This is a genomic window from Rhizobium sp. BK377 (assembly GCF_014193935.1).
Taxonomy (GTDB): Bacteria; Pseudomonadota; Alphaproteobacteria; order Rhizobiales; family Rhizobiaceae; genus Rhizobium.
In genome coordinates this window covers 783,394-805,215 of record NZ_JACIAC010000002.1, presented here as the reverse complement: position 1 = coordinate 805,215, position 21,822 = coordinate 783,394, and the positions used below count along the sequence as shown (strand labels likewise).

The 21,822-nt window shown below is 61.3% G+C and carries 24 protein-coding genes and 1 pseudogene; 24 read left to right on the top strand and 1 reads right to left on the bottom strand.

Annotated elements, in window-relative coordinates; translation table 11 throughout:
- Positions 1-2: 2 nt before the first annotated feature.
- The 3 genes from FHT92_RS12725 to FHT92_RS12715 all read left to right on the top strand — a co-directional run bounded on the left by FHT92_RS12725 (position 3) and on the right by FHT92_RS12715 (position 3,027).
- A complete protein-coding gene (locus FHT92_RS12725; protein WP_183825520.1) occupies positions 3-1,223 on the top strand; it encodes a phage minor head protein in 1,221 nt (406 codons plus the stop codon).
- A 192-nt stretch (positions 1,224-1,415) separates the two neighbouring features.
- Positions 1,416-2,330, top strand: coding sequence for a TIR domain-containing protein (locus tag FHT92_RS12720; RefSeq protein WP_183825517.1), 915 nt, complete (start codon positions 1,416-1,418; stop codon positions 2,328-2,330).
- 4 nt (positions 2,331-2,334) lie between these two features.
- Positions 2,335-3,027 (top strand): adenylate/guanylate cyclase domain-containing protein, encoded by a 693-nt coding sequence (locus FHT92_RS12715; RefSeq protein WP_183825515.1) that lies wholly within the window; start codon positions 2,335-2,337, stop codon positions 3,025-3,027.
- Here FHT92_RS12715 and FHT92_RS12710 read toward each other — a convergent pair.
- The gene (locus FHT92_RS12710; protein WP_183825512.1) at positions 3,024-3,488 is read right to left on the bottom strand and encodes a hypothetical protein; all 465 of its coding nucleotides are present in this window, start codon (positions 3,486-3,488) and stop codon (positions 3,024-3,026) included. The two genes, FHT92_RS12715 and FHT92_RS12710, sit on opposite strands and share 4 nt — an antisense overlap.
- 248 nt (positions 3,489-3,736) lie before the next feature.
- On the opposite strand from FHT92_RS12710, the gene FHT92_RS12705 reads away from it, so the two are divergent.
- From FHT92_RS12705 to FHT92_RS12605, 21 genes and pseudogenes are all read left to right on the top strand, one after another.
- Complete coding sequence (locus FHT92_RS12705) at positions 3,737-4,741, top strand: phage protease (RefSeq protein ID WP_183825509.1); 1,005 nt, start codon at positions 3,737-3,739, stop codon at positions 4,739-4,741.
- A 27-nt stretch (positions 4,742-4,768) separates the two neighbouring features.
- Positions 4,769-5,173: a hypothetical protein gene (locus FHT92_RS12700; RefSeq protein WP_183825506.1), complete on the top strand. Its 405-nt coding sequence runs from the start codon at positions 4,769-4,771 to the stop codon at positions 5,171-5,173.
- Between the two features lie 28 nt (positions 5,174-5,201).
- Complete coding sequence (locus tag FHT92_RS12695) at positions 5,202-6,095, top strand: Mu-like prophage major head subunit gpT family protein (protein ID WP_183825503.1); 894 nt, start codon at positions 5,202-5,204, stop codon at positions 6,093-6,095.
- Positions 6,096-6,204: 109 nt separating this feature from the next.
- Positions 6,205-6,450, top strand: coding sequence for a hypothetical protein (locus FHT92_RS12690; protein WP_183825500.1), 246 nt, complete (start codon positions 6,205-6,207; stop codon positions 6,448-6,450).
- A 65-nt stretch (positions 6,451-6,515) separates the two neighbouring features.
- Positions 6,516-6,980, top strand: a complete 465-nt coding sequence (locus FHT92_RS12685) for a gp436 family protein (protein ID WP_183825497.1) — start codon at positions 6,516-6,518, stop codon at positions 6,978-6,980.
- Positions 6,977-7,456, top strand: coding sequence for a phage virion morphogenesis protein (locus FHT92_RS12680; protein ID WP_183825494.1), 480 nt, complete (start codon positions 6,977-6,979; stop codon positions 7,454-7,456). Before FHT92_RS12685 ends, FHT92_RS12680 begins: the two co-directional genes overlap by 4 nt.
- Positions 7,453-8,091, top strand: coding sequence for a hypothetical protein (locus tag FHT92_RS12675; RefSeq protein WP_183825491.1), 639 nt, complete (start codon positions 7,453-7,455; stop codon positions 8,089-8,091). Before FHT92_RS12680 ends, FHT92_RS12675 begins: the two co-directional genes overlap by 4 nt.
- The gene (locus FHT92_RS12670; protein ID WP_183825488.1) at positions 8,084-8,605 is read left to right on the top strand and encodes a phage baseplate assembly protein V; all 522 of its coding nucleotides are present in this window, start codon (positions 8,084-8,086) and stop codon (positions 8,603-8,605) included. The genes FHT92_RS12675 and FHT92_RS12670 overlap by 8 nt, the downstream gene beginning before the upstream one ends.
- 11 nt (positions 8,606-8,616) lie before the next feature.
- Entirely contained in the window at positions 8,617-8,811 is a 195-nt protein-coding gene (locus FHT92_RS12665; RefSeq protein ID WP_183825485.1) for a hypothetical protein, read from the top strand.
- A 25-nt stretch (positions 8,812-8,836) separates the two neighbouring features.
- Positions 8,837-9,241: a GPW/gp25 family protein gene (locus FHT92_RS12660; protein WP_183825482.1), complete on the top strand. Its 405-nt coding sequence runs from the start codon at positions 8,837-8,839 to the stop codon at positions 9,239-9,241.
- Positions 9,238-10,116, top strand: coding sequence for a baseplate J/gp47 family protein (locus tag FHT92_RS12655; RefSeq protein WP_183825479.1), 879 nt, complete (start codon positions 9,238-9,240; stop codon positions 10,114-10,116). The genes FHT92_RS12660 and FHT92_RS12655 overlap by 4 nt, the downstream gene beginning before the upstream one ends.
- Complete coding sequence (locus FHT92_RS12650) at positions 10,116-11,237, top strand: phage tail protein (protein WP_183825476.1); 1,122 nt, start codon at positions 10,116-10,118, stop codon at positions 11,235-11,237. Before FHT92_RS12655 ends, FHT92_RS12650 begins: the two co-directional genes overlap by 1 nt.
- Complete coding sequence (locus tag FHT92_RS12645; RefSeq protein WP_183825474.1) at positions 11,237-14,464, top strand: DUF4815 domain-containing protein; 3,228 nt, start codon at positions 11,237-11,239, stop codon at positions 14,462-14,464. Before FHT92_RS12650 ends, FHT92_RS12645 begins: the two co-directional genes overlap by 1 nt.
- Before the next feature lie 9 nt (positions 14,465-14,473).
- Positions 14,474-15,907 carry a hypothetical protein gene (locus FHT92_RS12640; RefSeq protein ID WP_183825471.1) on the top strand — a complete coding sequence of 478 codons (1,434 nt, stop codon included), beginning with the start codon at positions 14,474-14,476 and terminating at the stop codon, positions 15,905-15,907.
- 1 nt (position 15,908) lies between these two features.
- The gene (locus FHT92_RS12635; protein WP_183825468.1) at positions 15,909-16,337 is read left to right on the top strand and encodes a hypothetical protein; all 429 of its coding nucleotides are present in this window, start codon (positions 15,909-15,911) and stop codon (positions 16,335-16,337) included.
- Positions 16,338-16,473: 136 nt separating this feature from the next.
- Positions 16,474-17,730, top strand: a complete 1,257-nt coding sequence (locus tag FHT92_RS12630) for a phage tail sheath subtilisin-like domain-containing protein (protein ID WP_183825465.1) — start codon at positions 16,474-16,476, stop codon at positions 17,728-17,730.
- Between the two features lie 10 nt (positions 17,731-17,740).
- A complete protein-coding gene (locus FHT92_RS12625; RefSeq protein ID WP_183825462.1) occupies positions 17,741-18,286 on the top strand; it encodes a phage major tail tube protein in 546 nt (181 codons plus the stop codon).
- A 97-nt stretch (positions 18,287-18,383) separates the two neighbouring features.
- The gene (locus FHT92_RS12620; RefSeq protein WP_183825460.1) at positions 18,384-18,866 is read left to right on the top strand and encodes a phage tail assembly protein; all 483 of its coding nucleotides are present in this window, start codon (positions 18,384-18,386) and stop codon (positions 18,864-18,866) included.
- A gap of 159 nt (positions 18,867-19,025) precedes the next feature.
- Positions 19,026-20,156: pseudogene (locus FHT92_RS29850) on the top strand (phage tail tape measure protein); the annotation flags it as partial.
- A gap of 980 nt (positions 20,157-21,136) precedes the next feature.
- Positions 21,137-21,604 carry a phage tail protein gene (locus FHT92_RS12610; RefSeq protein ID WP_183825454.1) on the top strand — a complete coding sequence of 156 codons (468 nt, stop codon included), beginning with the start codon at positions 21,137-21,139 and terminating at the stop codon, positions 21,602-21,604.
- Positions 21,601-21,822, top strand: a complete 222-nt coding sequence (locus tag FHT92_RS12605; RefSeq protein WP_183825451.1) for a tail protein X — start codon at positions 21,601-21,603, stop codon at positions 21,820-21,822. Before FHT92_RS12610 ends, FHT92_RS12605 begins: the two co-directional genes overlap by 4 nt.

The window sequence follows — 21,822 nt, the reverse complement described above, 5'->3', positions numbered from 1 at the left end:
ACGTGGCGGAGATCCGCAAGGGTTTTAACGTCCCCAAGGAAGTGACCGGCTATTTCGAGGGCAAGACCCTGAAGCCGGCCTTTTCCTGGCTGGACGTATGGGGCGAGGAGCATGCTTACGCCTTCACCGTCGCCAAGGCGACCGAGGCCGAGCTGCTGACGGGCTTCCGCGACAGCATCGCCGAGGCGATCAGAACCGGTAAAGGTTTCGAGAGCTGGAAGGAAGAGATCCAGGCCGAATTGACCAAGCAAGGTTGGTGGGGACCGCGCATGGTCGCCGACCCTACCGGAGAGCAGCCTGATCGGATGGTCGACTTCTCACGCACCCGGCGCCTCAAGACGATCTTCTGGTCGAACGTGAATTCTGCCCGCGCCGCTGGTCAGTGGGAGCGGGCACAGCGCAGCAAGCGGGCGCTTCCGTACATCCTCTATCTGCGCACCACGTCGGCCGATCCTCGGGAGGAGCACCTCGCATGGGTTGGCATCATCCTGCCGGTCGATCATCCCTTCTGGAAGACGCACTGGCCACCGAACGGTTGGGGCTGCAAATGCCAGGTGCGCCAGATCTCGGCGCGCGAGGCCGCAAGTCTGCTCGGCCATGAGCCGCAGGAGGGCGTCGTCTATCGCGACAGCCCGCCGGATCTCGGTCCCGACATCCTGCATCGCAATCGCCGCACCGGCGAAGTCACCATGGTTCCGCCAGGTATCGATCCCGGCTGGCAGACCAATGCCGGCCTGGCGCGTGCCTCAACCCTGATCCAGAACCTGGAAGAGAAGCTCGCAGTGGCCTCGGCGGACGATGCCACCAGCATCCTCGACGATCTTTGGCGCGATCCCTATCTGCAGCTCGCGCCGCGCCTGGAGCAGAAAGTGTGGTTGCCCGCCGGGGTGTCGCAGCGGCTGGCCGACGATCTCGGCGCCAGATCACCCGTCGTTTCGATCACCGGGGAGGCGGTTGCTGAACGTATGAAGCGGCATAAGATGTCGATCGACGACTTTGCCTTCTTGCCAGACATCATCGACCAGGCCGAGATCGCGCCAGATCGTAGGGGCAATGAACGTGGCCGTACGCTCTACCGAATGCTTGGGAAAGTGTTCTGGCGCGCCTTCGTTAGCGTTTCGGAAAACGGGTATTTGCGGATCAATTCCCTGCATCAGAAGAGTGGCAAGGAAGTGAAGGCCGAATTCGAGCGTCTCGGGAGAGACTGGCCTTTTGGAAAATGAACGCGGCAGGGAGGGACCGCATCCCGGCCTATCCGGGCTCCCTCCAATGGGCATCAAGGCCACCGGACTTCGCTGCCGCCTGTGTAGAATAGGCGACATCGCAAGATCTGACAACTCCTCCCCACAATAGACGGCGTTGCCGCCATCTCTAGGTTGAAGTATTGAATCCCGTCATTTTGGATGAGGGACTTAATGCTCAAGCGATTCGAAGGTGAGGAAGGACGCCGCCTCAGGCTGGAGGCGTTTGCGGCGCTGAAGATTGTGCGCGGAGATGCTGCGCTCAGCGAAGAACTTGCTGAACGGTGCGAATGGCTTCAAATCGCGCGCGGTGAGTTGTTGACTGAGCAACACGCAGACACAAATGACGTTTTTTTCATTGTGTCAGGCACGTTCGAGGTGATCGTTAATGGTAAGCGCGTAGCAATACGCGGGCCTGGAGATCACATTGGAGAAATGGCCGCAATCCAGCCGACGCAAAAGCGCTCGGCAACGGTCGTCGCGCTAGAAGAAGGCATAGTTGGGAAAATATCGGAGCCTGATTTCTCAGACGTCGCCAGTCGCAATCCTATCCTCTATAAATTTATTGCCCAAGAGCTTGCCAGGCGCCTGCTCGAGCGCAATCGGCTCGTTAGCGTGTACCGTGAAAAAATAAAGGTTTTCATTATCTCGTCCGCTGAGTCGCTCGCGATTGCACGAGCAGTGCAGAATGCCTTTGCACATGATCCGTTTATCGTCACCGTTTGGACGAATGGTGTTTTCAAGGTTGCCAATTATACGCTTGAAGCTCTCGAAGCAGCGATAGACGATTCCGATTTTGCCATCGCCATCGCGCATGCTGATGACCTCACGGAGAGCCGTGGGAAGGATTGGCCCGCTCCGAGAGACAACGTGATCTTCGAACTGGGACTTTTCATGGGCCGACTAGGGCGGAGCAGGGCAATCTTGATGGAACCGAGGGAAGAGAAACTGAAACTGCCAAGTGATCTCGCTGGGATTACAACGATCCCCTATCGCTTTGATAAAAGCCAGGATGCATCATCTCTTTTGGCTCCTGCCTGCAACGAGCTTCGCGATCACATAAACATACTTGGGCCTAACAACGGCTAAACCCATGGCTCTGACCAACGAACTTCACGCCCAAGTTGCTGCTATATTTAAGGAGACCTGGACAACCCGAGACGGCAAGGTTGTTCCAGCGCCAGAAGATCTTAAGCACTCCAATGACGCTGTTCAATTCGATCGCGCTACCGTTTTATATGCGGACCTGTCGGGTTCGACCGCGTTGGTCGATACGCGGGGGTGGCAGTTTGCGGCGGAAATTTATAAAGCCTATTTATACTGTGCTGGCCGACTTATTAAATCGCACGATGGTGTCATAACTTCCTACGATGGCGATCGCGTCATGGGAGTTTTCATAGGCGACTACCAATCCACCAATGCCGTTAAATGCGCGCTAAGAATCAATTGGGCGATTCACAACGTCATCAACCCTGCGCTAAAGAAACAATACGATACCGACTATGTCGTGAGGCAGGTGGTGGGGGTAGACACAAGCTCCATCCGTGCGGCAAGAACCGGCGTGAGAGGCGACAACGACATCGTGTGGGTTGGCCGAGCTGCTAACTATGCCGCAAAGCTGACCGAGATCAAATCGGAGCGCCGGACGTGGATTACAAAAGATGTCTATGACAGGATGCATGAGTCGGCTCGCATCTCAAACGGCCAAAACATGTGGAACAGCTATAGATGGGATGCCCACGACAACCAAACGATCTACGGCTCGACATGGACATGGAGCCTTTAGCGGGCCGTTTGAATGCTCCCCGTAAGCATATTTAATAGTCGCGTGGCTTGGGCGCTTGCCACCTTCCGTTCTCCGACCGAAAGGGACGCGCAAGTATCCTGTTTGAACGCAACGTCTTCACCGGAGATTTTCGGATCACCGGAATTCAGGATCACTTCCGCCCACGCACAAGCGAGTAGCTGATTTGGTTTGACCCCATCACAGCTGGAAGCCAGGCACAAAGCGATGTTGCGCTGTCCTATAAGCTGATTGTGAAAACTGGTATCGGTCGCCCACCGGAAATCTCGCCGCCATCGATCGAGCGCCACCTCGCACTTGGCCTTATCAGACGACTGGCCGCACGCCGGCTCGATGAGGAATCCCCGGTAGATTTCCCATTCCTCCGCGAAAGGCCGTTCACCGCCATTTGCCGTCGAAGCAATGCAGACGACTGTTAGCACGGCCAGCCAAAACTTCCCCATAGACCCCTCCAAGGCACCATTTCGCGCGACCATAGAAATCGCCACAGACGCGCGCAAGAGGGCTCGGACGGCCGGACACTCGCACCCGACCCGAAAAACGCGCGTACGGGCTTTGAAAGGGCTTTGATTTTTAAGCGCTCGTTGTATGGTGGGGGAACGAAGCGGCCGGAAGCGCCCTTGAGGCTTTCATCTCATGGCTGACAGGTGTCAGCCCCACCGCCGCTGTTTGATCTGGCAGATTTTGCCTCATGATCAAACGCACCGCAGCCACCCTACTGATTTCCTGCTTCGCCGCCTCGATCGAGGATGCTGCGACGGCCATGACCAGCGTCACGACGATCGACGTTTTCGCCGGCGACCCGCAGGCCATCGACAAGGCCACCGGCCCGGCCTGGATCAAACTCACGCCACGCGGCGCATTCACCAGCCGCGACGGCCGCAGTTTCATCGTTGAGCCGGAAGTTCTGGTGGAGCGCTTCAATGCCGACAAGGTATCCGTGCCGCTCGACCTCGATCATGCCACCGTCAAGAAGGCAATGTTCGGCGAGGCAGCTCCGGCTGTCGCCTGGATCGAAGAGCTGCAGGCGCGGCCTGACGGTCTTTATGGTCGCGTCGCCTGGCTGGCCACCGGCCTCGAAATCCTCACGGCCCGCTCGCACCGATACATTTCGCCCTCGCTGAAGACAGACGAGGCTGGCCGCGCGACCTGGCTGCACTCCGCCGCCCTGGTGGCTGCGCCCGGAATTTCCATGCCGGCCGTGGCGTCGGCTCTTCCCTCAACCTCGGAGAACAACATGCTGAAGGCCATTGCCGCCGCCCTCAATCTCGCCCCTGAAGCCAGCGAGGCATCCTGCCTTGCCGCGATCGGCAACCTCGCCAAGCGCATCGATCCTGCCGTTCATGAGCAGACGCTTGCCAGCCTGGCCGCCGCCAACACCGAAATCAACGGCCTGAAGGCGAATGCCCGCAAGGAGAAGGTCGACGCGCTTCTCGAAGGCGCCTTGAAGGCGAAGAAGATCACGCCGGCGCAGCGGCCGCAGTACGAGGCGCTTTGCGCGACCGACGACGGCCTGACCCAAGTCACGAAGCTGATCGAAACCCTGGGCGCCGGCCTCGGCGCCAGCCACCTCGACGGAAAAACACCGGCCGACCAGCTCACGACGCTTTCGGCCGAAGACCGCGACGTCATGAAGATGCTCGGCCAGACCGAGGAAGAATACCGCAAGGCCAACGGCCTGACGGCTGCCGCTTAACTCAAACAACCGCCGGAGAGAGATCCAATGACGGCAATGTCACAGGCCCGCCAGCCCGTTCAGACGGAAGGCAAGTTTTCCACCACACCCGTCAAGGGCGCGACCACGATCTTCCAGGGCGCGCTTGTTGTCGCGGAAGCCGGCCTGGCTGTCCCAGGCAAGACGGCGCTCAACCTCATCGTTCTCGGCGTCGCCGACCAGGGCGTCGCCAACGCGGGCGCTGACGGCGCAAAAAAGGTCACGACCGAGCGCGGAACATTCAAGTTCCTCAACCTCCCGGCCGACGCGATCCTCGCCGGTGATGTCGGCAAGGACTGCTACCTCGTCGATGACCAGACGGTCGCAAAAACCAACGGCGCAAACACCCGCTCGGCCGCCGGCAAGATCATCAACGTCGATAACGACGGCGTCTTCGTGCGCGTCGGTTACTGACGTCCAGGCAACACAGAGGAAAACATAGATGCGAGTTATCACTCCTGATCTGCTTGCAGCCGCCCAGCGCGGTTTCAACACGTCCTTCCAGAAGGGCTTTACCGGCGTCAAGGCCATGTACACGAGCGTCGCCACGGTCGTGACTTCCACCTCCTCAGAGGAGACCTATGGCTGGCTCGGCGACATTCCGAAGCTGCGCGAATGGATTGGCGACCGCCACATCAAGTCCCTCAGTGCCAAGGGTTACTCGATCGTCAATCGCAAGTTCGAGGCAACGATCGGCGTCAAGCGCGACGACATCGAGGACGACAAGCTCGGCCTGTATGGCACGCGTTTCGAAATGCTCGGCAATTCCGCCGCCACGCATCCCGACGAGATCCTCTTCGAGCTGATCAACGCGGCCTTTGCAACGGCCTGCTATGACGGCCAGAACTTCTTCGATACCGATCATCCGGTTGGTAAGCCTGGCGCGGAAGTCTCCGTCTCCAATATGCAGGCCGGCGCAGGCGCGACCTGGATCCTCGTTGATCTGTCGCGGCCGTTGAAGCCGCTCATCTTCCAGAAGCGCCGCGATTACAACTTCACAGCCAAGGAAGATGGCAAGACCTCCGATCACGTCTTCATGCGCGACGAGTATCTTTATGGCACCGATGCCCGCGTCGCGGCTGGCTTCGGGTTCTGGCAGATGGCCTTTGCTTCCAAGGCTGCGCTGACCGCCGACAATCTCAAGGCCGCCTATGAGGCGATGACCAGCTTCAAGGATGACGAAGGTCGCCTGCTTGGCATCAAGCCCACGCACATCATCGTCGGCAACACCAACGTCTTCGAAGCACGCGAGATCCTGCTTGCCGAGCAGATCAACGGGACGACGAACACCGTGCGCAACCTCGTCCAGGTCATCGAAGCGCCGCTGCTTCAGTAATCCCGGCCTTCAGTGACTGAACGCCGGCGGCACTCCTCCTCAAGCCGCCGGCGGTTTTTCGACAAGCAGCGCGATCGCTGTTTTTCGAAGAACCGCCAAGGAGACGAACATGGCAAAAGCTCCCACCATCTCCCCCAAGACGAAGCGCGTGTCCGTGATCGTGGTGACCGCACCGGCCGGCCCACGTCGTCGCGCCGGCTTCAGCTTCGACAGGGCAGAAACGACGTTCACACAGGCCGAACTTGGCGAGAATGCCGAGAGGTTGGTCGAAGCCTGGCGCGCTGACCCGATGCTCAAGATCGATGTGCGCGAAGTGGAGCTGCCTGGCGAAGCAGGCGACACCGAAAACCAATAACCCCCGAGCGACGACCAACCGGCGGGGCGGCGATTTGGCCGCCCCGCACCGTACCTGGAGAGATCATGCCCGCCTTCGCCACCATCGCAGATCTGGAAAGCCGCTTTCCAAACGACCTCGCCCTGGTGGCGGCCGACGAGCAAACTGGTGTGCGCGACGATGTCCGTATCGGCCTCGGGCTCGACGACGCCACGACCGAGATCCGCGCCATCCTCGCGGCCCGCTATTCCGCAGCTGACCTCGCGGCGCTCGACGAAAGCTCGCTGGCCGTCGTCAAGGTCTACTGCATCGACATCGCCTTCTATCGCATCGCACTGGCCTTCAGCCGCTCCACCGAAAACATTAAGGAGCGCTACGACCAGGCCATCAAGCGCCTCGAAGCGATCGCCTCGGGAAAGGGCGCACTAACCACGACGAACACCGGCGCCGGCAGCTCGCCGGCCGATACCGCCGGCGACGTCGGCCAGAACGAAGTCATCGTCGAGGCGCCCGAACGCGTCTTCACCCGCGAGAGGCTCGGCCGGATATGAGCGGTATCTCCCTTGTAATCGATGCCGATGATTTCGACGCGGCGCTGGCAAAGCTCGCGCCGATTTTCGACTTCGACGGCTCCGAGCTGATGAGCGCGATCGGCGCGCTTGGCGAGAGCCAGACGCGTCGACGGATCTCCGAAGAGAAGACGGCGCCGGACGGCACGCCCTGGAAGGAGAACCTTGAGGGTGGCTCGATCCTGGTCGAGACCGGCCAGCATCTTCTTGCATCCATCGCCTGGTCCTCGTCGGCCGACGAGGCCGAGTGGGGCTCCACCTGGGAATGGGCGCATGTCCACCAGGACGGCATGACGATAGTGCCGAAGAATGCCAAGGCCCTCGTCTTTTCGATCGGCGGCAAGGTCGTTCACGCCAAGAAGGTCACCATTCCCGCCCGCGCCTTCCTTGGCCTGTCCGAAGACAACCGCCAGGAAATCATCGACGTGGTCACCGGCGTTTTCGGAGTCTTGCAATGAAAGCAGGCATGATTGCTCCGGCAACCCTGAAGGAGATCATGGCGGCTGACCCGACAGCCGACACACAGGTGGCGATCGTCGATACCTTGGACGGCTTGCTGAAGGGCGTTTCCGTGGTCGGCCATCCCGGCAAGGTCGATATCGGCGAGCTGGTCGGCAAGACCGTCGTGAAAGCGCCTGGTGTCGGCATTGGCTGGTCGCGCATTCGTCCGGCCATGCTTGCCGATGGCTCCTATTCGGCCTTGGTCGAATGGACCGCCTATATCGTCGTCGAAGCCACCGTCGTTGACGGCAAGCGCGTCGAAAAGGAGCGCATCGGCTTCGCGATCGGCGGCCAACTTCTGAAGATCCTCGCCGACCCGGTGGTTGCCACCTGGGGACGGCAGGGTCTCCTGCCGCCGGAGGCGACGCCGGCGCCGGAACTGAAGCCGCTCTTCACCGTCCGCGACCAGAGCCAGGGCACCGCGTACTACACCGTGAGCTGGACGCAGCAGGTTGTCGATATCGGCGCCGGCATTTTCCCGCAGCCGATCGGCGCGGTCGACATCGAGGACGGGGCGATCGAGTACGCGGAAGGCGCCTCAATCCAATCCATGGCACCATGGCTTCCGGCGAGAGTGGTCGACGATGCGTGATCTGGCCGCCACCGAATTTCGCCGCCAGGCGATCAAGCTCGATCGCGCCGAACGCCGCCTGGCGCTGATGCGCCTTTCCGGCAAGGTCAAGGTCGTAGATCCCGATCGGCGAATGCTGCGCCTGGTGATCGCCACCAGCAGCTCCGGCGCCGAGGTGTTGAGCCCATGGGTGCGCTGGCAGGAACCGGCCGCCGGCGGCATGCGCGTGCATTCGCAGCCGGCGATCGGCGAACAAATGGCCCTTGTCAGCAGCTCCGGTTCGGTCGGCGAAGTCTCGATCGCGGTCCCTGCAACCTACGACCGCGATCACGCTGCGCCGTCGCAAGCCGATGACACGGCCGTCTTCGAGCGCGGCAAAGGCCGCATCGAATTGGGGCCGGATGGCATCCGCCTGTTGGGGCCGGTCAAGATCGAAGGTGAAAGCCTCACCCACAACGACCGCAACGTCGGACATGACCACAAGCACACGGACGTTTTGAAGGGCGGCGATCTCACCGGCCCGCCCGAATCCTGAAAGGAAAGACCATGGCCAGGAAGACCGCAGCAGCACTCACCAGTCCGACTGATAAGGCGATCTACGTCATTGCCGAGAGGGCACCGCCCTACATCGCCGGGGAACGCGTGGGCGACCGCAAGGAGATCGAGCTGACCGAGCACCAGGCGCGCGCCGAGCTGCTCGCCGGGCACATCCTCCCGAAGCCGGTCGCGAGCGACGCTTGAGCCACCTTTGAAGGGCGTTTGAAGCATGGCTGGTGTAGTTCGATATAGGAACGGTTTCAACTCTCAGACGGGCGAACGCCTGCAGGGCGCGGCGCACCTGGCGCAGTCGCTGGGCAAGATCTGGGGCACCCGCCTGGACGAGCGCGCCATGCTCCTCGCTTTTGGCTCCGACTTGCGCAGCCTCTTGTCCGAGGATCTGACGCCGTCGATCGCGTTGCTCATATATAATGAGTTGGTTGCCTCGGCCGCCCGGTGGGAACCGGAATACTCCATCACGCAGTTGCAGCTCGTCTCTCTCACCGAGGGCGGCATGCTCGGTCTGCGCCACGGCGGGATCTACTACCCCGAGGGCCGCTTCGGAAACTACGACCTCGCTGCTGCGCTCACGCTTCCGCCCATTCCATTGACCACCAAGGGAGCATCGGCATGAGCGCGATCGACCTGAAGTCTCTGCCCGCACCCGCCATCATCGAGGAGCTGGATTACGCGGCGATCGCCGCGACGTACAAGGCGAAGTTCGTTTCGCTTTGGGAGGGCGTGCGGGCAGCAAATCCGGGGCTGAACCTTCCGCCTTACGACGTCGAGATGCTCGAAACGGACCTCGCGGTCATCGCCACCGAAACGGAGGGTTTTCGCGAGGTAGTGCTTCGCGGGCGCATCAACGACGCCATCAAGGCCAATCTGCTCGCCTTCGCGCGCAAAAGCGATCTCGACCATCTTGCGGCCTTCTACGATGTCGTTCGCCTGGCTGGCGAGGATGATGACCGGCTTTGCAGCCGCGTGGTTCTGGCCATTCAGGGACGATCGACCGGTGGAACCGCACCGCGCTACAAATCCGTTGCCATGTCGGCCGACATCAATGTCGAAGACGCGATCGTCTATACGATCGGCCGCAGCCCGGTCATTCATGTTGCCGTTTTCTCCACCGCTCCTGATGGCGCTGCCAGTCCAGCTCTCCTAGCGGCGGTCGATACCGCGCTGCAGGCCGAGGATGTGCGGATGGTCAATGACACCATCGTCGTCGCCTCGGCCGTCCGCCGTGTCGTCGATGTGGCTGCGAATGTCTGGCTGCTTCCGGACGCAGACAATGCCACCTTGACCCGTGCCGAGGCCACCCTGCGGTCAGCCTGGGCCGCAGCCCAATCACTCGGGCGCGACTTCGTCCAGGCATGGTGGGTATCGAAGCTGATGATCGAAGGCGTCCATAAGGTCGAACCGATCGCACCGTTGGACCTGTCGATACCGGCTGATGAGGCCGTATCCATCGGTGCGATTAGCCTCACGCTGAGAGGGCGCGATTTCTGATGGGCTCGTTGCTGCCAAACAGCTCCGGACTTTTCGAGAGGGCGCTCGAAGCCTCCTACGCATCGCGTTGGGACAGCCTGGCTGGCGCCGTCGCAGCGATCCGCACGGCCAAGCTCGTTTCGCCGCCACCGTCCTTTCTCCCCTTTCTGATTTACGAATACGGGCTCGGCGAGCTGACGCCCTATGTGCCGAACCTTTACACGCTCGTAGTGGGTCGTGAGGGCGTCAAATGGCAGCGCCTTCGCGGCACGCTAGCGGCCGTCAAGAAAGGCCTCGGCTGGATCGGCTACACGGCGACCTTGGAAGATCAATGGCATGGCCGAGCCTACTGGAACTCGACGCAGCTCCGCTTCCCCGACTTGCCGGCCGCCGATCATCCTGACCTGGAGCGCATCGAAGGCATCACTGCCCTGTCGATCCCCAAGCGTTCGAACCTTCGTCGCGGCGTCTTCCAATGCGACGCCGGCCCGGTCGTACTGGACGGTTGCCGTTTGGAGGAATGTCTGCTCGAGCGCGAAAGCGGCGTCGCGGTCACCTCGGCAGGAACGCTATGGTCCTTTGGCAGAACGACATCGGTCGATCACGTTCTGACCGAGGCGGAAGGAACAGCGATCGGCAATTGGATCGCGCCTCCGGAAGACACTGGCCTGAAGTGGGCCGAAATGACCTATCCGTGGCAGACGGCAACCTTCCCCTGGGCGGAAAATGCCGCGACACAGCGCCGATCGCTGATGGCCGCCTGGTTCGCCGGCCAGATCGTTTATGCAACGCTGAAGGCCGGCGACGGCAGCGTCATCGGGCATCGCCGCTGTCGTGCGGTTCATCCGGTCAATCTGACGGTCGGCGGCGTCTATCAATTCGCCGCCGCGACCTATCAGCCGGCAGCCGGCGGCACCAGCGTCTACATCGAGGCCATGACCGATTTCGAAGATGCCGATGGCATCACGGCCGAGAGCGTCGAGCTGACGATCGGCGCCGTGCGTGTTGACGGCGTGCCGCCAGGCCGGCTCTGGCTAAGTGCTTCTGAGCTTAGCGGTGGCCACCCAATCGCGGTCGCCCCTTCCAATCTTCCGCTGCGCGCGACGGTGCGCGAGCAACTCAAATTTCTTGTGAGGTTTTGATGTTCGAACATGAAAGCGGCCTGCCGAACGCCTTTGACCGAGCCGCCGGTCATCCCGAGCTGCAAAGCGTAGTCTGGTATGGCGAGCGTCCTTTCCTGCAGGGCGCCGAGCTGCAGGACATGCAGACCATCATTCGCGGCCGTCATGATCGGCTCGGCTCGCTGGTTGCCAAAGATGGCAACCGCATCGTCCGCGCCGATGCGATCGTCAACGTCGAGGCGGGAACTGTCACCCTCACGGACGGCAGCATCTATGTCGCCGGCGACATATTCCCGGTCGAACCGAAGATCCTGACCGGCATTCCCATGGTGGGCCGTACGGAAATCGGCGTGCGCCTGATCAAAACCTTCGTCACCAGCGAAGAAGATCCTTCGCTTCTTGGCCTCGTCCCTGGATCGCTTGCGGAAGGCGAACCCGGTGCCGCCCGGGAAGTTGCTTCGATCTCCTGGGCACATATCGACGATGCCGGCGCCGGCGTCTTTTTCTCGGTTTATACGTTGCAGGATGGCACGATCCTCGACCAGACCGGCCCGTCGATCCTTGAGCCAGCCATGCAGGCGCTTGCCGCCTATGATCGCCCAAACGGCAATTACATCGTCAGCGGCTGCCGCGTGACAGCGCTTGGCGCCAACGCCGGCGCCCAGGTCTTCGCGATCGAGCAGGGCGAGGCGAACATCAACGGCTACAAGCGCACGCGCCTGGCCGCGCTCCGTCATAGCGAACCGGAGGCATGGGATGAACTCGCCATTCCCGGCGAGACCCACATCTATACGGGCGGCGCCTCTCTTACGTTCGAGGTCAACCAGGCGCCGATCGGCCATATCAACGATATCCTGTTGACGATGGAAAAGACCGTCACGCTGACACGTGGCGCGATTGCCAGCGGCGCCGATGCGCTCCCGGACGCGAACGTCCTTTCAGTCTCCCAGGTCAAGAAGGGAGCCACCATCTACGCCACGCCAGCGGACTACGCGCTGGTTGGCCGAAATATCGATTGGGCGGCGGCAGGAGCCGAGCCGGCAGCCGGCGAAAACTACCAGGTCACCTATCGCTATCGCGCCAGCGTTCTGGCCGATGCGAGCACAGCGAAGACTTTCACCGTCTCCGGCGGCGCGACGGGCGGCGAGGTCATCATCTCCTACACGACGAAGCTGCCGCGCATCGACCGGCTTTGCCTGCAGCAGGACGGCTCGCCGCTCTATCTGAAAGGACTTCCGGCTCAAATCAATCCGCTGCCGCCAGCGGCTCCAGGCGACGTCCTCAAGCTCTGCCAAATCCGCAACGACTGGATGTCGACGCCTGTCATCTCGGTCGACGGCATCAACGATGGCGTCCGTTTCCTGTCCGCAGCCGAGCAGGCCCGCTTCAACAGTCAACTCCTCGACCTCGTCCGCCTGGTCCAGCTTGAACGCCTGAAGAGCGGCATCGATGCGCGAGAGCCTGTTTCGAAGAAGAATATGTTCGTCGATCCGTTCAACGACGACAGCTATCGCGACGGCGGTACCGAGCAATCCGGTGCAATTGCCGATGGGATGCTGATGCTGTCGATCGCGCCCACCTTCTACCACGCGGATCTCAATCAGGCGGTGACCCTCGACTACGTGGAGGAGGTCGTCATCGCACAGGAGCTGAAGACGGCCTGCGAAAAGATAAATCCGTATCAGAATTTCGAGCCGCTTCCCGGCGGCCTGAAGCTCGCACCCGCCGTCGACTTCTGGACGGAAAGCCGCGATGAGTGGCTTTCTGCTCAGACGGTCGAATTCAACCGCGGCGTCCGCAGGGACAGTGGCCCACTGCAAACCAGTTCGTCGACAGACCAGCTCGTCGACCAGCGTGTCGAACAGCTGGAGTTCCTACGCCAGATCCCCGTCGCGTTTGAGATCTCGGGCCTGGGCGTTGGCGAGATCCTCGACGTGCTCACCTTTGACGGCATCAACGTAAAGCCGGCGGGTGTCCAGGTCGGCGATGCCAACGGCAAGGTGGCGGGTACATTCGTGATCCCGGCGAATGTCACCGCCGGCAGCAAGGTCGTTGCCGCAACCGGTCGCGGCGGTACCGAGGCAACGGCGCTGTTCACCGGGCAGGGCACGGTCGAGATCGACGTCATGCGCCGTGTCACCACGATCAACAACTGGACGCGAGCACAGATTACCCGCTCGATCAACTGGAACAGCGGCAACAACTCCAATGGCGGAAGAGGAGGTGCTGCGTCCAGCGACCCGCAAGCGCAGCTCTTCGCAGTCTCGGAAACGCGTCAGATCATCGGCGTCGATTTCCACCTTTGCAACATCGGCGACCAGACCAAGCACCTCCTGGTCGACCAGGTCTCGACTGATAACGGCTACCCCACGGCCGATGCCGCTGCCGAGGCAGTCATTTCCATGGTCGGCGCTGTCAAAGGCTGGAAATCGGCACGCTTCAACCTGCCTTTGACGACGCCCGTCGATCGGAGCCACGCCTTCGTCATCAAGACGAATGACAAGGACCATTCGATCTCGATCGCCAAGCTTGGCGGCTTCGATGCCGAAGCACAGAAGAAGGTCACCGCCCATCCATATGTCACCGGCCCGCGCTTCTCCTCCGTCAATGCGCAGACCTGGACCGCGCACCAGGACGAAGCCCTGACCTTCCGCGTCGTCGCAGCGAAGTACCCGGTGACGACCAAGACTGTCGATCTCGGAAGCTTCGACCTCGTTCACTGCTCCGACCTGCAGGTGCGGGCGGCCGTCGAGCTTCCTTCCGCCGGCTGCAGCGTCGTCTTCGAGATCGAGCGCCCCAACGGCACAATCTACAAGCTCCTGCCGTCGCAGGTCTTGAGCCTGACGGAATACATCACTGAGACCGTGCAGCTCCGCGCCATCCTGACCGGCACGGAGAAGCTGTCACCGATCCTCTATGCGCCTGTCGAACTGATCGCCGGTGAGATCGCCGAGGAACTGACCTACGTCACGCGCGCCTTCGATCTTGGCGAGGCGGTTCGTGTAGCAAACTACTTCAAGGTCTATTTGCCGGGCGGCGCGACGATCGCCATGGCCTACTCGGTCGATGGCGGAGCGTTCATAGACGTCCCGGTGGTTGATATCGACCCGCTCGCGTTCCCACTCTGGTCCGAGCGTAAGTACGAGAAGACACCGCTGACCGGGATCAACATCCGGCTGAAGCTGACCGGCACGGGCGGCCCGGCAGCCCGGCTCATCATCGGCGATTTTGGCGCCGGCATTCTCTAAGGGCTGACCATGAACACGACCCCGAATTTCAATCTGCCAAAGCCGATCGACACTGCCGACGTCGACGAGGAATTCTACCGCCTGCAGTTGGCATGGGACATGCTGGATTTGATCCTCTTTTCCATGGTTCAGCAGATCGCGGGCAAATCGAACCTCGGGCACGGCCACGCGATCGGCGATATCGTTGGCCTTGTGGCCGCTCTTGCCAACAAGATGGATGCCACACGCACCTTCAGCCTGGACGATCTGACTGACGTCGATGGAGCGGCAGAAGCGGCCCTCAACTATCTCCTGGTGAAAGGATCGGACGGCAAGTGGATGCCGTCGTCGGCGAGCGCTGCTCTCGGTGCCCACCAACATGCCCAAGGTGATATCGTCGGCTTGACCGATGATCTCACCTCGCTCTCCCAAGCAATCGACGAGACGGCGGCTGCGTTGGCTGACAAGCAGGACCGTGTTGCCTCGACCGATCAGGATATGAACGGCCGTGATGTCCTCAACGTTCGAAAGGTCAACGGTGGCCAGCTTTCTTCCTTTCGTAACAAACTCATCAATGGCGACTTCAGCGTCTTTCAAAGAGTAGCAGTGCCAACGACAGGGGTTGTCGTCGCCGCCGGCGCATCGGCTTATGTCGCCGATCGCTGGCTTGTGACGAACACCACAAATCAGCCGGTGACGGTCAGTCGCCAGCTTCATATCCTTGGGCAAGCGGCGGTGCCTGGGAGGCCGAAGTTCAAAATGCGGTTGGCTTTCGCTACGGCTCCCACCACGGGAACCATCCGCGTTGCTCAACGTGTGGAGGGGGTCGAGACGCTGGATGGTGCCGCGTCCGCTCGCGCGCATCTGACCGGGCCGGCTGGCGCCGAGGTGCTTGCATGCGAAGTCGTGCAGAATTTTGGGACAGGTGGCGCGCCATCAGCATCGGTTGTTACTGCCGCCTCGTCTCTCGACATTGCCACGATCTATAATGCCGCGACGCAGATCAGAAAGGCGCAGTTTGCCATCCCGTCGATCGCAGGCAAGACGATCGGTTCAAACGGCAACGACTTTGTTGAGCTGGGTTGGGTGCTTACGCCTCGTCAGGTCGGCAACTATGAGCTTTCGCAATTGTCCTTCGTGGAGGGCGACGCGAGCAAAGAGGCCGATCCTTTTTCCCCGCGCCACAAGGGGCAGGAATTCGCGTTGTGCCAGCGTTACTATCAAACACGGGATCATATCGTAGATGCCGCCGGCACCAACAACTATTCGCCTTATCAGCCGGTCGCACTTCCGGTTCAAATGCGAGTAGCCCCAACTGGATCGCACTCAACAATTAGCACGGCGGGCTCTTTTTCTGGCCCTACCATCTCCTACACAGCAGAGCGCTTCGGAGCTTACATCTCCAACACATCGGCGACGTCGAACACCTGGGTGGGCAACATCAAAATGGATGCGGAGCTTTGAAATGATCGAACGGGTTACGGGCTTCAACGCGGCGGGATCGATCGCCTGCGTTATCGACGGGGAAGAGCTTACTGTCCCAAACGATATGGGAAATCGGCATCGGCAGTTGATAGCGGAGTGGGAAGAGCAAGGTAATAAAATCCCTCCTTTCGTTGACACCGCCTCACCGTTCCATCCGTTGTTTCCGGTCGATTTCAAGTTGGGGATGCTAACCTTGAACGTGACCCCGGATATGGTCGATGCGGCAATCGCACAGCTGGAAGAACCTGATCGGACGCGCGCATCGATCTACTGGACGTCGGCGAGGATGTTCTATCGTGATGACGTCTGGCTGGCTTTGATTGCGACGTACTTTGGCAAGACGGACGACGACATCAACGGGGCCTGGGAATACGCCATGTCCCTCTCGACGCCGGTTGCCAACATCTAATTTCTATGCCTTTTATGGGCTCTCAAACGCGATTTGAGCCGGGCTGACAGCTGTCAGCCCCGCCGGCCAAGGGCCTGAAGGTAGGTTGCGCTGAAGCAATTCACGCACCTAAAACCCCTTCAGGAGAGCCCATGTAATGGCTGGCACTACCGATTTCGTCGGCGTTCGCGTCTTCTCCAATCTCTCCTCGACCGTCGCCAAGATCGACACACGCGACAGCACCGTCATTGCGATGGCACTTCCGGCGCCGGCGGCCGACGATGTCGCTTTCCCGGTTGGCACGCTGGTGCGCCTCTCGACGGATGACGCCGTCCAGGTTGCCAAGCTCGGCGAAGGCATTGCACTTGATGCGGTCAACCAGATCGCCTCGGAAGGCATTGTCACGGACATCGTCTTCCTGCGCGTCGCGCATTCGATATTGACTGATCCCGCCGCCAAGCTGGCGGCCGAAACAAACTCGATCGGCGGCTCGGCAGCGCTGAAAACCGGCGTGTGGGCTTTCCTTGATGCCAAGGCGCAGCTCGGGCTTGAGCCTGGTGTCTTGATTGCGCCCGGTTACACCTCGCAGCGCGTCGGCGCCGCCGCCAATGCCGTCGTGGTCGCGATGTCGGCTGTTGCCGCAAAACTCATCGACTGCATTGTGATCGTCGATACGCCCACAACCAGTCGCGAAGACGCGGCCGATTATGCAGCGGACTTCGCGACCGCCTTGAACGTCGTTGCGCTCTATCCGCAGGTGATCGTCAACCTGGGCGGCGGCAATGTGGTGCGCCCGATGTCGCCCCATGTTGCTGGAGCGATGATCCGCCGCGACAAGGAAGTCGGCAATCCTTATAAGGCGTTCTGGAACCGCCCGCTGCGTGGCATCCTCGGGCCATCCATTCCGGTCGGCTACGTGGACGGTGAAATCACCTCCGACGCCAACTATCTCAACCAGGCCGGCATCGGAACGATTATCGAGCAGAACCTGCTGTGGGCGCCCTTCACCACGGCCAGCGATCCGACCGTGGCAAGCTGGCGTTCGATTAAACGCATCCGCACCCGCCGTGCGGTTGAGAAGGCAATCCTCCGGCCGCTGCGCCAGTACATGGCCGAGGACATCACCCCGCACATGGTCTCGCTCATCTATCGGGCGCTCGACCAGTTCATGGGCGACCTTGTGACGCTCGGCGCGCTGATCGACTACGAGCTGCTCTGGTCCTCGTCGCTGAACCCAGCGACTATCCTCGAAGCCGGTGCGCTGCGCGTGAAGATGCGCTTCGCCGAGACGCCCGATCTGGTCGATCTGCAGATCTATACCGAGCCGCAGCCGGAGGCGTTCGACGTGCTTCAGTCCGCGATCGCCGCCGCGCTCTCGCAGCTCGGCCTCAACAACGTCCGCGTGACGGCATAAGGAGAATTCCATGGACCGCATCATTCACGGTTCCAACTGGTATTGCGGCGAGATCAACCAGCGCCTGCGCGTCGACGAAACGACACTGCCGGCTCTCTCGCGTGACATGTCGAATTTTGTCATGGGTGGCGGCTATTTCGGACTGGAGCTGCCAGCCGAGATCCAGCCACTGACGGCTGAGATGACCGTCAACGGAGCCCATGAGGATCTGCGAAGCCGCTTCGGCCGCGAGCCCGGCGACTGGACGACGGTCACCTATTACGAGAGCTTGCTTGATGTCTTCCCGGCCGGCTCGGACGGTACCAGCCAGGGCGCCGGCGCTCCGAAGCTCAACGGCCGCGTTGTCTTCCTCAAGGGCCTGCTCAACGAATACACGCCTCCGGGCGTCAAGGGCCTGAAAGCATCCGGCGCAACCCGCCTGCGCTGGTCGACCATCGTGCTCTACCACGACATCTTCAACGGCAAGACGGTCCACAAGTTCGACCTGCAGAACAACGTCCTCATCATCGACGGCGTCAACTACACGGCCGAGCATAACCGACTGATTTCGGCCTGACGAAATACCAGGGGAGCGCGCCTGATATGGGCGCGCGCGGCGAAGGCCGGTCGCCGATCGAGGCGGCCGGCCACTTCTTTGACCCGAGGAGGCTTTGATGAACGATATTCTCCGGGCGCAGATCGAGACGCCCATGTCGAAAAATGATCCCAGGGGCGTGAAGCTGGAGAACATTCCGCTACCGCCACAGTCCATGTGGACCGAGCTCGACAATTCGGCCGCCACTACGGCTGCGCCCGTTTTGGCCGAAAGCCCGGCGCCGGAGGTGCAGGCACAACCGGCAACTTACTTCGGCAAGATGCGCGAAAGGTCGATCCCGCTCCAGTATCCAGTCGCGATTGGGGGCCATGAGATCACCACCATCACTATCCGGAGGCTGACACTAGGCGAGGCACAGGATCTGCTTGAGAAGAGCCGTGGGCGGACATTGATGCTGATGGAGATCTACGCGGAGATGACCGGCCTTTCCGAGGTTGAGCTGCGCAGCCTGGACGACGAGGACGGCACGATCGTGATCGAGGCGGCCTACGATTTTTTGCCCCCAAGGTTCAAGGCGGACGACGCGTTGCCGGCGAACTGAAGCAATGGCGCAGCTACGTCGCCCGCATCGGCGCCTACCTGCATCGGCAAGTGGAGACGGACATGTTTTGGGACGAGCTGCTGCTCTGGTTCGATGAGGCCAGGCAGGTTCATGCCGAAAGCTTCGGCCAGCTCAATGCCCTATTTGGCGGATTGAAGCATGAATGACATCAACGTCGCGCTGCGCCTTCGACTGAAAAACGACTTGTCACGTGAGGCGCCCAAGGCTGAACGCGACCTGAAGCACATCAAGCAGGCGGCAGACGCACTCGGCAAAGCCGGGGGCTCCAACAAGCTGGGGCGTGAACTTGCCGAGCTGCGCCGCGAGGCAGGCCAGAGCGAGCGGGCAGTGCGCAATCTCGATCGCGAGGCGCGCAAGCTTAACGCCGTCAGCACCAATTCGGCCGAACGGGAGGTGCGTGCGCTCGGCACGGCGGCCAAGACTGCGCAAAAGGATCTCCGGCTCCTGGAGCGCGAGAGCCGCAACCTCCGTGGCGTCGATCCCGGCAAGATCGATCGGATCAACAAGCCGGCCGGTGCGCTCAACCGGACGATGGATATGCTGAAGAGCAGCGCCGGCGCCGCCTTCGGCGCGCTGGTCGCCTTCGCCTCCGTCGACAACATCATTCGCGGCATGGAAGAGGTAGCCGATCGCGCCCGCAAGCTCGATCGTGAAATCGCCTCGGTCGCGGTCACGGCCGAGATGCGGACGCCACAGGCGATCAAGCAGATCGGCGCTTCAAACGAAAAGCTGTCCGTTCGCTACGGCGTGGACCAGACCGCCGTCAACGACGCCCGCAAGACCTTTGCGGCGGCTGGGTTCGGCCTCGACCAGCAGGAAGCGATACTTGACCCAACGCTGAAGGCGGCCAAGGCCGGCGACAGCACCGGCGAAACCATGGCCGCCGCCGTGATCGCCTCGCAGCAGGCGCTCGGCGTCAAGAACAGCGAGGTTCCGGCAGCGCTCGATATGATGGCGAAGGGCTCGAAGCTCGGCAGCTTCGAAGTCGATGCCATGGCGAAGAATTTCCCGGCGTTGGCAACGATGTATGGCGGCACCGGTCGTAGTGGGCTTCAGGGATGGGCAGAGCTAATTGCGGCGGCGCAGGTCGTTCGCATGGGCGCGGGCACTCAGGACCAGGCAGCGACGAACCTGGAAAACATCATCTCCAAACTCTCCTCGCCGGACACGGTGAAAAACTTCCAGGAGAAGGGCGTCGATCTCGAAAAGCTGAAGAACAAGTCGATCAAGAACGGTACGCCCTACATGATGGACGTGGTCGACGAGGTGATGCGGATTTCGGGCGGCAACGAGTTCACTATCGGCGAGCTGTTTGGCGACATGCAGGCCAAGCAGGCTCTCGCGCCGCTCATCGGCAAGCGTGATGTTTACAACGACTTTCTCAAACAGATCGTCGGCGACAGCCGAGGCACGGTCGACGCCGACTATGACTTCGTGCGCAATCGGCCACAGGAAAAAGCCGATCGCCGTGAAGCGGCGGCTGCGGCGACCGGGAATAAGATCGGCGCGATTTATGGGGCTGTCACCGATCCGATCAAGGATCGCGTTGTCGGCGCCTTTAACGGCGACTACGCGCGTCAAGAGGAGGAGTATCGTCAGACGCAACTTCGTCAGCTCGGCCCTCTCGAACTCAGCAAGCGGATCGCCGACCTAGAGGCACGTCTTTCCAAACTACCACCCGAAAAACTGGATGGCGTCATTCCGATGATGGGCGCGGTTCGCGGTCAGGTGAAAGGTCAGCTGGAAGAGCTGAAGGGGGCTATGTCCACGCTTGACGGCGGTTCCTCGCTCGAAGCCAGAGACGAGCGAGCCGCCGCCCGCGGGCCGAGCGGCTGGCAGCGGTTCCTTTTCGGTCGCGCCGCGCAGCCTGGCTTCGATCTCAAGGACCAGCTCGGTATCGACCTGCGGCCGGCCGCCGAGGAAAGCATGAAGGGCTATAATGAGGGCCTGGCGAGCGAAGGGCAGAAGGCAGCGCAGGAAGCCACGTCGATCGCCGATCGGATCAAGGCCGCGCTCGGCTTCACCGTAAGCCCGACCATCGCACCGAATTTCATGCCGCCGGCATCGACGCCGACCTCTCTGCCAAAGGACAAACAGTCCGCTTTGCAGACACCAAGCTCGGTCAAGGTTGCGCAATACTTCCCAGGCGGCAACGCCAGGCTGGCGGCCATGCGGGCGCAGCGGGAGCAGAACCGGGCCATCCGAATGGCCTCGGCCCGCTCGCTGTCGGATACCGGAGGTAAGCTCGCATGAGCGTTTTCAATCCAGTCGGCGCACTGATCTCGATCGGCGGCGCGGTGCTTTACACGGTCGGCGGCCTCAATCCACAACGCCTGGCAGCGTCAAGCGAGGCGCGGTTCCCGGCACACCCGACGGCCTCCGGCATCTTCTATCAGAAGACTGGCCTCGGCGAGCGCAGCCTTTCGATCGAGGCACGCACCTATCCTCATGTGATGGGCGGCCTCGATGCCTACGCCATCCTCACCGCCCACCATGAGAGACAGTCTGTCGTTCCCTTGATCCGGCTGCGCAGCAACTTTCAGGGTCTCGTTTCGGGCCTTTGCGTCATCAGCACATTGGAGGCCGACGAAGAGAAGCTCCACCCGTTTGATGGCGTCGGTCGGCAGATCGACGTGACGATCGGCCTCTTGATGATGCCGACCAATTTCAGCGGCTTTGACGTCTCAAGCATTTCCAGCTTCGGAGGCCTCCTTTGACGACCTATACCGTTGCCTTTTCCGGCGAACGTCTCGATCGCATCGCCAAGAAGACGCTGCAGACCGAGCACCAGGGTGCCGTCGAGGCATTGCTCGGTGCCAATCCCGAACTGGCGGATCTGGCTGCCTCCGGCTTTGTGCCTGGCGGGACGTTGATCACCATTCCGATCACCTTCAAACCAGCGCCCACGGTGGCGCAGGTTCTGGCCTGGGAGTGA

Bases quoted from the DNA above. Each gene is read 5' to 3' on its own strand.
- FHT92_RS12655 (WP_183825479.1), top strand. From the start codon at position 9,238: ATGAGCGCGATCGACCTGAAGTCTCTGCCCGCACCCGCCATCATCGAG.
- FHT92_RS12685 (WP_183825497.1), top strand. From the start codon at position 6,516: ATGCCCGCCTTCGCCACCATCGCAGATCTGGAAAGCCGCTTTCCAAAC.
- FHT92_RS12625 (WP_183825462.1), top strand. From the start codon at position 17,741: ATGGACCGCATCATTCACGGTTCCAACTGGTATTGCGGCGAGATCAAC.
- FHT92_RS12680 (WP_183825494.1), top strand. From the start codon at position 6,977: ATGAGCGGTATCTCCCTTGTAATCGATGCCGATGATTTCGACGCGGCG.
- FHT92_RS12705 (WP_183825509.1), top strand. From the start codon at position 3,737: ATGATCAAACGCACCGCAGCCACCCTACTGATTTCCTGCTTCGCCGCC.
- FHT92_RS12660 (WP_183825482.1), top strand. From the start codon at position 8,837: ATGGCTGGTGTAGTTCGATATAGGAACGGTTTCAACTCTCAGACGGGC.
- FHT92_RS12650 (WP_183825476.1), top strand. From the start codon at position 10,116: ATGGGCTCGTTGCTGCCAAACAGCTCCGGACTTTTCGAGAGGGCGCTC.
- FHT92_RS12690 (WP_183825500.1), top strand. From the start codon at position 6,205: ATGGCAAAAGCTCCCACCATCTCCCCCAAGACGAAGCGCGTGTCCGTG.
- FHT92_RS12640 (WP_183825471.1), top strand. From the start codon at position 14,474: ATGAACACGACCCCGAATTTCAATCTGCCAAAGCCGATCGACACTGCC.
- FHT92_RS12700 (WP_183825506.1), top strand. From the start codon at position 4,769: ATGACGGCAATGTCACAGGCCCGCCAGCCCGTTCAGACGGAAGGCAAG.
- FHT92_RS12710 (WP_183825512.1), bottom strand. From the start codon at position 3,488: ATGGGGAAGTTTTGGCTGGCCGTGCTAACAGTCGTCTGCATTGCTTCG.
- FHT92_RS12670 (WP_183825488.1), top strand. From the start codon at position 8,084: ATGCGTGATCTGGCCGCCACCGAATTTCGCCGCCAGGCGATCAAGCTC.
- FHT92_RS12610 (WP_183825454.1), top strand. From the start codon at position 21,137: ATGAGCGTTTTCAATCCAGTCGGCGCACTGATCTCGATCGGCGGCGCG.
- FHT92_RS12715 (WP_183825515.1), top strand. From the start codon at position 2,335: ATGGCTCTGACCAACGAACTTCACGCCCAAGTTGCTGCTATATTTAAG.
- FHT92_RS12720 (WP_183825517.1), top strand. From the start codon at position 1,416: ATGCTCAAGCGATTCGAAGGTGAGGAAGGACGCCGCCTCAGGCTGGAG.
- FHT92_RS12635 (WP_183825468.1), top strand. From the start codon at position 15,909: ATGATCGAACGGGTTACGGGCTTCAACGCGGCGGGATCGATCGCCTGC.
- FHT92_RS12620 (WP_183825460.1), top strand. From the start codon at position 18,384: ATGAACGATATTCTCCGGGCGCAGATCGAGACGCCCATGTCGAAAAAT.
- FHT92_RS12630 (WP_183825465.1), top strand. From the start codon at position 16,474: ATGGCTGGCACTACCGATTTCGTCGGCGTTCGCGTCTTCTCCAATCTC.
- FHT92_RS12675 (WP_183825491.1), top strand. From the start codon at position 7,453: ATGAAAGCAGGCATGATTGCTCCGGCAACCCTGAAGGAGATCATGGCG.
- FHT92_RS12695 (WP_183825503.1), top strand. From the start codon at position 5,202: ATGCGAGTTATCACTCCTGATCTGCTTGCAGCCGCCCAGCGCGGTTTC.
- FHT92_RS12645 (WP_183825474.1), top strand. From the start codon at position 11,237: ATGTTCGAACATGAAAGCGGCCTGCCGAACGCCTTTGACCGAGCCGCC.
- FHT92_RS12665 (WP_183825485.1), top strand. From the start codon at position 8,617: ATGGCCAGGAAGACCGCAGCAGCACTCACCAGTCCGACTGATAAGGCG.